13 protein-coding genes and 2 pseudogenes are annotated in these 11,079 nt (G+C 66.8%); 11 read left to right on the top strand and 4 right to left on the bottom strand.

Annotated features, from left to right (window positions below; all coding sequences use genetic code 11):
- Positions 1–13: 13 nt before the first annotated feature.
- From G9373_RS28545 to G9373_RS28515, 7 genes and pseudogenes are all read left to right on the top strand, one after another.
- Positions 14–248, top strand: a pseudogene (locus G9373_RS28545) (acyl-CoA dehydrogenase family protein); the annotation flags it as partial.
- A gap of 101 nt (positions 249–349) precedes the next feature.
- Positions 350–742 carry an OB-fold domain-containing protein gene (locus tag G9373_RS28540; protein ID WP_240960784.1) on the top strand — a complete coding sequence of 131 codons (393 nt, stop codon included), beginning with the start codon at positions 350–352 and terminating at the stop codon, positions 740–742.
- Positions 739–1,884 carry a thiolase family protein gene (locus G9373_RS28535; RefSeq protein WP_167117905.1) on the top strand — a complete coding sequence of 382 codons (1,146 nt, stop codon included), beginning with the start codon at positions 739–741 and terminating at the stop codon, positions 1,882–1,884. Before G9373_RS28540 ends, G9373_RS28535 begins: the two co-directional genes overlap by 4 nt.
- The gene (locus G9373_RS28530; RefSeq protein ID WP_167117902.1) at positions 1,881–2,378 is read left to right on the top strand and encodes a hypothetical protein; all 498 of its coding nucleotides are present in this window, start codon (positions 1,881–1,883) and stop codon (positions 2,376–2,378) included. The genes G9373_RS28535 and G9373_RS28530 overlap by 4 nt, the downstream gene beginning before the upstream one ends.
- Positions 2,375–3,166, top strand: a complete 792-nt coding sequence (locus G9373_RS28525) for an SDR family NAD(P)-dependent oxidoreductase (RefSeq protein ID WP_167117900.1) — start codon at positions 2,375–2,377, stop codon at positions 3,164–3,166. The genes G9373_RS28530 and G9373_RS28525 overlap by 4 nt, the downstream gene beginning before the upstream one ends.
- Before the next feature lie 128 nt (positions 3,167–3,294).
- Positions 3,295–4,071 (top strand): SDR family oxidoreductase, encoded by a 777-nt coding sequence (locus tag G9373_RS28520; protein WP_167117898.1) that lies wholly within the window; start codon positions 3,295–3,297, stop codon positions 4,069–4,071.
- A 248-nt stretch (positions 4,072–4,319) separates the two neighbouring features.
- Positions 4,320–4,631, top strand: a pseudogene (locus tag G9373_RS28515) (YciI family protein); the annotation flags it as partial.
- A gap of 125 nt (positions 4,632–4,756) precedes the next feature.
- Here the strand turns inward: G9373_RS28515 and G9373_RS28510 are convergent.
- The 4 genes from G9373_RS28510 to G9373_RS28500 form a co-directional block, all read right to left on the bottom strand.
- Positions 4,757–4,972 carry a hypothetical protein gene (locus G9373_RS28510; protein WP_167117896.1) on the bottom strand — a complete coding sequence of 72 codons (216 nt, stop codon included), beginning with the start codon at positions 4,970–4,972 and terminating at the stop codon, positions 4,757–4,759.
- Between the two features lie 333 nt (positions 4,973–5,305).
- Positions 5,306–5,932 (bottom strand): carbonic anhydrase, encoded by a 627-nt coding sequence (locus G9373_RS28505; RefSeq protein WP_167117894.1) that lies wholly within the window; start codon positions 5,930–5,932, stop codon positions 5,306–5,308.
- 377 nt (positions 5,933–6,309) lie between these two features.
- Complete coding sequence (locus tag G9373_RS46765) at positions 6,310–6,447, bottom strand: hypothetical protein (RefSeq protein ID WP_240960783.1); 138 nt, start codon at positions 6,445–6,447, stop codon at positions 6,310–6,312.
- A gap of 36 nt (positions 6,448–6,483) precedes the next feature.
- Complete coding sequence (locus G9373_RS28500; protein WP_240960782.1) at positions 6,484–6,894, bottom strand: DUF1275 family protein; 411 nt, start codon at positions 6,892–6,894, stop codon at positions 6,484–6,486.
- A gap of 371 nt (positions 6,895–7,265) precedes the next feature.
- On the opposite strand from G9373_RS28500, the gene G9373_RS28495 reads away from it, so the two are divergent.
- The 4 genes from G9373_RS28495 to G9373_RS28480 all read left to right on the top strand — a co-directional run.
- Positions 7,266–7,631 (top strand): metalloregulator ArsR/SmtB family transcription factor, encoded by a 366-nt coding sequence (locus G9373_RS28495; RefSeq protein WP_164065334.1) that lies wholly within the window; start codon positions 7,266–7,268, stop codon positions 7,629–7,631.
- 131 nt (positions 7,632–7,762) lie between these two features.
- Positions 7,763–8,548 (top strand): hypothetical protein, encoded by a 786-nt coding sequence (locus G9373_RS28490; RefSeq protein WP_167117892.1) that lies wholly within the window; start codon positions 7,763–7,765, stop codon positions 8,546–8,548.
- A 67-nt stretch (positions 8,549–8,615) separates the two neighbouring features.
- Positions 8,616–10,508 (top strand): phosphoenolpyruvate carboxykinase (GTP), encoded by a 1,893-nt coding sequence (locus tag G9373_RS28485; RefSeq protein ID WP_167117890.1) that lies wholly within the window; start codon positions 8,616–8,618, stop codon positions 10,506–10,508.
- 330 nt (positions 10,509–10,838) lie between these two features.
- On the top strand, positions 10,839–11,079 hold a 241-nt coding region (locus G9373_RS28480; RefSeq protein ID WP_346842855.1), incomplete at its 3' end, for a SulP family inorganic anion transporter.

Genomic DNA, 11,079 nt, shown 5'->3' with positions numbered 1-11,079 from the left:
GACGGACTCTCACGTGACCTTCGACATCCCCGAGGAAGAACAACTCCTCATCCAGACTGTCCGCGACTTCATCGACCCGCGATGTGAAGCCCGTGGTCAACGAGATGGAACACCAGAACGAGTACCCCGAGAAATTCATCGAACAGATGAAGGATATCGGCATCTGCGGGCTGGCCGTTCCCGAAGAATTCGGGGGCGCCCCGGTCTCGACGCCGTGCTATGTCCAGGTCACCGAGGAACTCTCGCGCGACTTCCGCGACGCCCCCTGGTGGTCGTCGGTGAGGGCACCAACGAAATCCAGAAGAACGTCATTGCAGCGCAGCTAGTTCAGAGAGGCGGAATGTAGCCCATGATTTCCACAGGTTCACCACTGAGAAGCGATGTCGTCAATTTGGAGCCGCAGGGCCTTAAGGGTATTGCCTGCCGGGTGTGTAGCCGACGCTCGTTCCCGGAGCGGCCGCTGTGCCCTCATTGCGGGGCTGACGCCGTCGACAACGTCCTGCTGGCCGGCCGAGGTCGAGTCGTCAGTTGGACCGTCGTTCACCAGGCCCCGCCCCCGTTGCAGACGCCGTACACCCTGGTGACCGTCGATCTCGACGACGGTGTCCGATTGTTGGGCGCGGCGACAGGTGCCGTCGAGATCGACGACGAAGTTGCTGTCGAGTTGTTCACATTGAAGACCGATTCCTCCGGAGAGCCACTGTGGTGGTACCGCTTCCGGGGCACCGAGGAGAACCGATGAGCGAGACCTACATCGCCGGCGCTGGCATGGTGCGATTCGGCAAGTACCCCGTCGACGTCACGTTCGAGAAACTTGCCGTCGGCGCCGCACGCGAAGCGATGTCCGACGCGGGCGTGAGCACTAAGGACATCGAATCCGTCTACGTCGGGCATGTCTTCGGCGGTCCGGTCGCCGGCCAACGCGTCGCGGCGCAAATGGGCCTCGGCGGACTCCCCGTATCCAACCACGAAAACTACTGCGCCAGCGGTGCCACCGCGATCCGAGAAGCCTGGATCGCGATCAAGGCCGGCCTGTACGACATCGTGCTGGTCATCGGCGCGGAGAAGATGACCGACCGCGTGTCCGGTGGGGTCATGCCCGATCCCACGGACCTCGATGCCATCAACGGCTTGGTCATGGCCGCCAATCACGGGATGAGCGCTCGGCGGTACATGTCCGACCACGGTGCCACCCGCGAGCAGATTGCCGCGGTGGCCGTGAAGAATCACGCACACTCGGTGCACAACCCATTCGCTCAATACCAGCGGCCGATCAGTTTGCAGGAAGTTCTCGACGCCCGCACCATCGCCGATCCCCTGGGATTGCTCGATTGCAGTCCCATCAGCGACGGCGCCGCCGCAGTGGTGCTGTGCAGTGCAGCCGGTCTCGCCAAACTCGGGCGATCATCAGCTCCGCGCATCGCCGGCTGCGCCCTCGTCAGCGGCAAGATCGTGACCGCCGACACCAACCTCAACGACGAGGACGTGTCACGCCGCGCCGGCGAACAGGCCTGGGACATCACCGGATACGGGCCGGAAGACATCGACCTGGTAGAGATGCACGACTGCTTCACGATCGCCGAGATCGTCCGCCTGGAAGGCCTCGGCGTCGTCCCCGTCGGCGAGGGCGGGAGGTGGACCGAGAACGGTAACACCTCGATCGGCGGCAAACTCCCCGTCAACGCCAGCGGTGGACTCCTCAGTCGTGGACACCCGGTGGGTGCCACCGGGGTCGCACAAATCTGCGAGCTCACCTGGCAACTCACCGACCGTGCCGGGCAACGGCAGGTCGACGACGCGAATATCGGGCTCGCCTATTGCAAGGGAGGCACTGTCAGCGGCACCGACGGTGGCTCTGTCACAGTCCTGCTGGTGACGCGATGACCACCTCGGCGTTCACTACGATCGATCTCGCCGACACCACCCCTCCCGCCGACGCACCCGCCTCCTCGGTCGTGGTGCTCGTCTACCGTGGCGCCGAGGGTGACCCCACGCTCGACACCGCGGACCTCGAGCGGGCGGTGGTAGATCCACTGATGACTGCATTTTCCGCCGTTCAGCATCACTGGACAGCCATCACCGAGGCACGCCATCGCGGCCGGGTGGTCATCCTCGCCCCGGCGTCGGCGGCATTGGGAGACCCGCTCAGACCGTTGGACTGCGCGGTTACCGGTGCACTGATCAGCTTCGTCCGGTCTGTTGCCATCGAGCTGCAGCGGCACGGCGGTGCCGCGAACGCAGTCTTCTACGACACCGATCCCAACGAACCGGCCGTCACCGAACTGATCGCGACACTCACCGCCGAGCACGCGGCTGCGGTGACCGGTCAGGAAATCTACGCCGCCAACGGCACCGACCTCGGAAGGCTGCACCCATGAACTCAGACGGCCAAAGACTCGCACCACGACCTCGGGTCGCCTTCATCACCGGCGCTGCAGGCGGTATCGGGCGAGGCATCGCCGAACACTTGGCCGAACTCGGATACAGTCTCGGCCTTTCCGACATCTCCGAAACCGGACTGCGGGCAGTCGCGAACGACATCACCGAGACCGGTGTCACTGTTTCTGCCCGCGCCGCGGACCTAGCCGACCGGGAATCCGTGCAGGCCGCGGTCGACGCCACCGTCTCCCGACTCGGCGGGCTCGATGTTCTGGTGAACTGCGCGGGAATCCTCAACGACGCCCGAATCGAGAAGATGGATCCCGCAGTCTTCCGGCAGGTTCTCGATGTCAATCTGATCGGGATGCTGACCACCACTGCCGCCGCATTACCGGCGCTGCGCCACTCGGGAAGTGGCCGGATCATCTCGCTGACCTCGCGCGCATGGCTGGGCAACTTCGGCTCCACCAACTACGCCGCCTCCAAGGGCGGGATCGCCGGCGTGAGTAGAAGCCTGTCGCTGGGTCTTGCAACCGACGGCATCACCGTCAACTGCATCGCGCCCGGGTTCATCGAAACACCGATGTCGAATTCAATGCCCACCGAGATCATCGAGCGAGTGCGCCAATCCATCCCGGTCGGCCGAGTGGGACAGCCCCTCGATGTCGCACGCACCGTTGCGTTCCTCGCCGACGCCGGATCCGGTTACCTGACTGGACAGAGCATTCCGGTATGCGGAGGACGAAGCATCAGCGGCTCAATGAGGAAGGCCCCCGCCTCGGCATAGCGATTTGCCTGGGTGTGGCGCACCTAGGCAGATCGCGGCCTGTTCGCCCACCCCGATCACGCCGACGATGGAATCCGTACCCCGAGGGAACCACACCTCGAAACACCACCGTCAAGGAGACACACCCCATGAGCCAGGTCCTGACCGGAACCCCCCTCACCGGCCGCATCGCCGTCGTCACCGGCGCCTCCAGCGGAATCGGCGAAGCCACCGCCGAACGACTCGCCCAACTCGGCGCCAAGGTCGCCCTCCTCGCCCGCCGCACCGACCGCATCACCACCACCGCCAACCGCATCAACGCCGCCGGCGGCACCGCGATCGCCGTCACCACCGACGTCACCGACCGCACCGCCATGCAAGCCACCGCCGACCGCATCACCACCGAACTCGGCCCCGTCGACCTCGTCTTCGCCAACGCCGGCGTCCAGCTGATCTCCGAAATCGTCGACCTCAAGGTCGACGACTGGGACACCCAGATCGACCTCAACATCAAGGGCGTGATGAACACCATCCAGGCCTTCGTCGAACCCCTCGTCCAGGCCGCCGCCGACGACAAACCCGCCGACCTGATCACCACCTCCTCGATCGCCGCCACCCGCGTCCTCGAAAAGTTCCAGGTCTACTCCGGCACCAAGGCCTACATCAGCCAGCTCACCCGCCTACTGCGCACCGAACTCGGCCGAAAAAACGTCCGCGTCGCCACCATCGAACCCGGCATGGTCGACACCGAACTGCCCGACCACGTCACCGACCCCGACGCCAGCAAACTCATGGCCGACCTGATCGACCAGATCGACGTCCTCCAATCCGAAGACGTCGCCGAAACCGTCGCCTTCCTCACCGCCGTCCCCAAGCACGTCAACCTCACCGAAATCACCATCCTCCCCACCGCACAAGCCATCTAAACCCACCCACCTCAACGCCGCAGTCGCCCGAGATATAGGGCGGCAGCAGCGTTGTCACATCTCGGCGGAACACCGATGGCACCGGCGATCCCTACGTGAGGTTCTCGTACATCCACTCAGTGAGTGTTTGGAAAGCGGTTCGAGAGCTGCATCGATGCCGGTGCGGGCTGGGACTGGGATGACTGGAAGGAGCACCGGGACGAGATGCTCGCCGGTGCCTCTCCGGCAGCCCGTGAGCTGCTGCTCACGACTTCGCCGCCCGGCTCGAGGGCACCGGCGAATTCGTCGACAGTCAGACACTTTCCGCGGAGGGCACGTTCGTCCGGTACAACGGCGAGGGGCGGCCGCCGGTGACCGATGGCCCGTTCGCGGAGACCAAGGACGTGATCGCCGGCTGGATGGTGATCGACGTCGAGACCCACGAGCGGGCACTCGAACTGGCCGGCGAGTTGCCCGCGGCTCCGGGGGCGGGTGGCAAGCCGATCCACGAGTGGCTCGAGGTGCGCCCGTTCCTTGCCGCCGCTCCGACCGCTACGGAGTGCGGTTTTCACCAGGGATGATGACACGTCCCCCGATCCTCTGATCGCGGTGTCGGGGCCGCTCGAACAACGCGTGCTGTCTAGTACATGAGCAAGAATGGGCTAGAGTTTGGACACTGCGGGTGCACAGGATGAGCCGGACGCGTTTACCCCTTCTCGGGGTTGGTGCCTTCGGTTTTCTGTCTCGACAGCCGTTCCTCGGTCATCCGCTTCCTCAGCTCCCGGCGGGCGCGTTGCTTCGGTGTCTCCTCGGGTTCGCTCTCGGGTTGGTCGTCGACGGGCCGGAAGTGCGCGCGTCCCAACTTGATGTCCGGGTGCACGACCAACTCGGGTCGGCCCTTGTCGTCGGTGAACAGTCCCATCTCGTTCCCCTCATTCCTCGGTGATATCCCGCAGCTGCACGATCATCCGCCGGCCGATGCTGCCGTCAGGGCGACGGTATGGCCCCTCCAGCAACCACTTTCGGTGAAGTTGATAATCAGACCCCGCTCAACGGATCAGCAGTACATATGTTCGCCTGGCTGCTCCGAAGGGTGTCGTCGACGTCGGGTTACGAGGCGGGTCGGTGGGGTCTTTCCGAGCGATCGCTGTTATCTGGTACCCCGGGGCCGACCGCGGTGCGCAAATCGTGGGTGCACACCGTTCCGCACGGTAGTTCGGTGCCGTGCTCCAGCGGCTCAGCGGGTTCGGCCGCGTCAGTCGCGGAGCTCGCCGATGTCTCCGACCCCTCCCTGCAGGTGCATCCGGCCGTCCGACAGCTTGTAGGTGAGGCCGGCAATCGCGCAGGCACCACTTCCGACGCGATCGACGATGATGCGCGAACGCTGCATGAGGAGAGCCCCGGTCTCCACGACGTGGCGGCCCTCGAGTTCGTCGACGGCCGTGAGGCCCTCCTTGCGACCCATCATGATCGACGGCGCCACCCGTTCGACGATGCTGCGGATGAAGCCGTCCGGAACCTTGCCCTTGTCCAGCGCGTCCAGTGTGGACTTCACGGCCCCGCAACCGTCATGACCCAGCACGACGATCAAGGGCGCCTCGAGAATCTGCACCGCGTACTCGATGGAACCGAGCACGGCGTCGTCGAGGACGTGGCCGGCCGTTCGGACGACAAACATGTCACCGAGGCACTGATCGAAGATGATTTCCGCAGCGACACGTGAGTCTCCGCATCCAAACACCACCGCGGTGGGGTGCTGCTCGTCGACGAGCTGCGCGCGGTCGGCGATTCCCTGACTGGGGTGGATCGAGACTCCGCTGACGAAGCGCTCGTTACCCTGGCGGAGGGTTTTCCACGCGGAGACCGGGTGGGAGTGGGGCATGCGGTGATTGTTCACCCGCCCTGTTGCGCCTGCTCGGCGGGAACATTACGCCGACGGAAATTCCGGTTCGCGCACCGGCGACGGGACGTGTCAGAAGAAGTAAGGCACGATGCCTCGGCGCGGGTCAGTTGTGCAAGTCTCCCCGCATCCAAGGCACACCCTTCCGGCCCCACACCACCACCGCACACCACCACCGCACACCACCCGCAAATGGAAATCCCGGTTCGCACGAGGCCGTCGTCGCGGTGACACCGCGGCCTTGCGCGGCCGGGCGGCGGTCTCCGGGGGCCTGTACACGACTCCGGGGTCCGGTCCGGATTGGCCGACGGGACCCCCGCGCTGATCGGTCGGCGGTGGGGCGCCAAGCTTTCCAGTCCCTACGGGCCGGCGGCGTCGGCCGGGTCGGTGGGGCTGTTCCTGAATGCGTAGGCGGCGAGGGTCGCGGCACCCACGGCGATCCACACGGCGTTGAATGCGAGCACCCGGTATGCCACCGCGCCAGCGGCCGCCCCCACCGCGACCGCACCCCAGAGCCGCAGGTATCGAACCCATCACCGGGATCCCCTCTGCCGAACAGGCGGTCGGTCAGGGACCGCGCCGCCGCGGCGAGCAGGCCACCGGTCTCCGAGAAGGGTGGCTTCGACGCCCATAGCCAGGGCGAGGGCGAATCCGATCAGGGGTGCAGTGGTGGTGACCGCATGGAGAGCGCCGGCCGCCGCGAGGAGAACCGCCGTGAGCAGCAAAACCCCCGGCACCCGCTGGCGTGGCCACATCCGGCCGACCACCGCGGCCATGACGACACCGACGACGAACCCGGCAAGAATGGCCCCGGCCAGGCCCACGACGAACCACGAACTGCCGCCGAGGGCGACGCCGGTCCGGGTGGTGGTGGCATCGACCGAGGAGACGAAGAACCCGCCGAAGACGACGAACCCGAAGGCGTCGACGAAACCGAGGTGCATCGCAACGATCGTCGCCCCGGTCGCCGTAACCCAGGTGGCGCTGTCATCTCTGCATCGGCTGTGCTCATCGGCTCTCTCACCACCGGCCGATGGCCGGCATCGGACAGGGTGGGGATCGTTGACCAGCGCAGTCGGTCCGGTCCTCTCCCCTCGGTGGCGAGCGCCTGCCGCGACCGTTTACGGGCGCCCCGGGTTTCGGGATGCGGGGCCGGAAGGGGCTCTGCAGCGCGAATTCTAGCGAATTGCTAAGATTCGCAAGTAACGCAACCTGCCGGGATTGCAGGTTGCAGGCGAGGCAGCAGACCCGGCGCCGCGGCGAGCGCGACACGCACCTCGCCGCCGCTGGCTCGACCCGGACGACAGGAGGAGCCATGACCGCGAACTCGCGCCAACCGCTGTATCAGATGAAGGCGGACTTCTTCAAAACCTTGGGGCACCCGGCGCGCATCCGGGTCCTCGAGCTGCTCAGCGAACGCGAACACGCCGTCTCCGAGATGTTGCCCGAGGTGGGCATCGAGCCGGCGAACCTGTCCCAGCAGCTGTCGATCCTCCGACGGGCCGGCCTGGTCACCGCCCGCCGCGAGGGCCTGTCGGTGTCCTACGCGCTGACTTCCCCCCGCATCGCCGAGCTCCTGCGGGTTGCGCGGGGGATCTTGACCGGGGTGGTCGCCGGGCAGGCCGAAGTACTCGAGGACGTGTCCGAACCTCCTGCCTTGGTGGGTGAACCCGGGGGCTGACGGGGGCTCACCGAGGCAGGAATCCCCCCATTGCACATGCTGATTGCGAATTTTCTTAAGTGCGTACATCGTGTAGATGATGGCGCGGAGATTTCACACTCGATCGGAAAACGAGAAAAGAGAAGTGGGCGGTGACGAACAATCACGACGGTGGTGCCAGCGGTTCGCCCGACGGCGCCGGTCCGGCCTTGACGGGAGTCAGCGTTGCCGTCGTCGCGGTGTCCACCACCCGCTCGGGCACGGCCGGGTCGGCGCGGACCCGGCCGCCGTGGGTCGCGATGGAGGACTATGCGGCACTCATCCGGGAGCGGACTCCGATGCGCGCGCTGTGCCTTACGGTGACCACGAGTGAACCGCACATACTGACCGAGCGCGGGCCCGTGATCCTCACCGAACTGGACGTGCTGACAGCGGCGGTGGCGGCCGCGACGATCACCACCCTGCGCCGCCGCAGCGTCCCCCCACGCGCCGGCAGAGTCGTCATCACCGGCGCGTCGTGGGCGCCGCTGCTGGCGCCGGTGTTGATCGCCTCCCGAGTCGGGGATCTGAGCAGCTGGCACAAGCGTGATGCCGAGGCGTTCCCGCTGCGCCGATTGATGGAACACAACGATGTCCTGGTCGATCTCTCCGGCTGCGCCCCCGACGGTGCGGCGCTCGGGCGCACGGTGACGGTCCCCGCCGACGGCTTCGCCTATGGTGCGCTGGTGCTACCCGGGCTGCTCGCCGCGCTGTGTGGACACCAGGTGCGGACCGTGACGGTCGAGGTGGTGCCCGCATGTGTGCGGGCGCTGGCGCTGATCACCCCCGCCGACCAGATGCTGCCGTTCGCCGATGATCGGCTGCTGGTGTCCGCCGTCGCCCGCCACGTGAGCCGGGCCCTGGGCCATCCCGTCCCGTATCGCGATCACCATCGGTGATCGAACGCACCGCGCCGCAAACACATTCTGTCGAAGTCTTTTGTCGAATTCTTTTGAGGAGAACACCGTGAGCACCCCCACCGCCGCCGCCCCGACCGCGCATCCCGCCGTCGTGTCCTGGGTCGACGAGATCGCCGACCTCACCGCACCGGACGAGGTGGTGTGGTGCGACGGCAGCGCCGGCGAGTGGGACCGGCTGACCACCCAACTGGTCGAGCGGGGCACCTTCGTGCGGCTGGAGCGCAAACCGAACTCCTTCTGGTGCGTCTCCGACCCCGAGGACGTCGCCCGGGTCGAGGACCGCACCTTCATCTGTTCCCGGTTCCAGGCCGACGCGGGTCCGACGAACAACTGGATGGACCCGGTCGACATGAAAACGGTGATGACCGAGCACTTCCGCGGCGCGATGGCCGGGCGGACGATGTACGTCATCGCGTTCTGTATGGGCCCCCTCGATGCGGCCGAGCCGAAGTTCGGGGTCCAGATCACCGATTCGGAGTACGTGGCGGTCTCGATGCAGATCATGACCCGCTCCGGCACCCCGGTGTGGGACAGGCTCATCGCGGGCACCGAGTTCGTCCGATGCCTGCACTCGGTCGGCGCCCCGCTGTACCCGGGGCAGGCCGACGTGCCGTGGCCGTGCGACCACACCAAATATATTTCCCACTTCCCCGAGGAGCGCACCATCTGGAGCTACGGCTCCGGCTACGGCGGCAACGCCCTGCTCGGCAAGAAGTGCTACTCACTGCGGATCGCGTCGAAGATGGCGAAGGACGAGGGCTGGCTTGCCGAGCACATGCTGATCCTCAAACTCACCTCACCCGAGCAGCGAGTGCACTACGTCGCCGCGGCGTTCCCGTCGGCCTGCGGCAAGACCAACCTCGCGATGCTCGACCCCACCCTCGACGGATGGACGGCCGAAACGATCGGCGACGACATCGCCTGGCTGCGGTTCGGTGACGACGGCCGGCTCTATGCGGTCAACCCGGAGGCCGGGTTCTTCGGCGTCGCCCCCGGCACCGGCGTCCACACCAACCCGCACGCCATGGCCACTCTCGAGCGGGGCAACTCGATCTTCACCAACGTCGCCCGCACCGACGACGGCGATATCTGGTGGGAAGGGATGACCGACACGCCGCCGCCGCACCTGACGGACTGGAAACGACGGGACTGGACCCCGACCTCCGGAGAGCCTGCCGCGCACCCGAACTCCCGGTACTGCACCCCGATCGCCCAGTGCCCGACCGTCGCCCCCGAATGGAACGATCCGGCCGGGGTGCCGATCTCGGCGATCTTCTTCGGCGGCCGCCGCGCCACCACAATCCCACTGGTCACCGAATCGCGCAGCTGGCAGCACGGGGTGTTCCTGGCCTCGACCCTGTCGTCGGAAACCACGGCCGCCGCGGCCGGGCAGGTCGGCGTCGTGCGCCGCGACCCGATGGCGATGCTGCCGTTCCTCGGCTACCACGTCGGGGACTACTTCCAGCACTGGCTCGACATCGGCACCCGGACGAACGCCGGGTTGTTGCCGAAGATCTTCTACGTCAACTGGTTCCGCCGCGGCGATGACGACGAATTTCTCTGGCCGGGCTTCGGGGAGAATTCCCGGATCCTCGAGTGGGCGCTGCGGCGGATCGAGGGCACCGCCGAAGCCGACGAGACCCCGATCGGCCTGGTGCCCACCCCGGGCGCCCTCGACCTGACGGGCTTGAAGTTCGATCACACCAAGATCGCCGCCGCCTTGAAGGTCGACACGACCGAATGGGTGGCCGAGACCCGGTTGATCGACGAGTGGTACGCGAGGATCGGCGGCAACACGCTGCCCGACGTCCTGCGCGAAGAGCTCGGGGCCCTCAAGCTCCGCCTGGCCGATCTCGAACTCGGCGACGTCCTCCACCGCCGGGGCGCTCACCCTACCTCCCCCGAGAAGGATTCGCGCCGGTCACAACCGCAGTTCTGACCCGGGACGCGCAACGCCCCTGGGGCGCCTGGTCCCCCATGCCGGCCGGGCAGCACGGATCAGTTCGAGACCGTGCCGGGTTCCGAGCGGTGAGGCCGTCCGGTCCCGCCCACGACCAGCGCCCCGTGCCCACACCTGGGGCAGCAGTCGGTGCCGGTCCGCAGCGCCGACACCCGGCACCACCGTCCGCAGTCGGTGCAGTGCAGAATCCGCCCCCGCAGGGCGGTGATCGGGGTTACCCGCATCACTCAACTTTCCATGATGGTTACTTGCTAACATTAGCAATTATAGAACAGATGGCCCGCTGGCCGTCATTACCGAGGAACGTCGATGACCGAACCAACCCCGACCGGCCCGGCCGACGCGGCCGAGAGCGCCCTCGTGCGGGCGGCGCGGTCGGTGGCCGCGCTGCTGCCGCGCTGGGGTGAGTGGACACCCGCGTCTGGTGCCCCGGGCGCGGACCTGCTCGCCGGGCTGATCGTCGCGCTGGTGGCGCTGCCGCTGGCGTTGGGGTTCGGGATCAGTTCGGGTCTCGGCGCCGCCGCCGGCCTGACGACGGCGGTCATTGCCG

The organism is Rhodococcus sp. A14, from assembly GCF_011603105.1.
GTDB classification, from domain to species: Bacteria; Actinomycetota; Actinomycetes; order Mycobacteriales; family Mycobacteriaceae; genus Rhodococcus_F; species Rhodococcus_F opacus.
The sequence above is the reverse complement of the archived record's forward strand: the minus strand, read 5'-3'. Positions and strand labels throughout refer to the sequence as shown.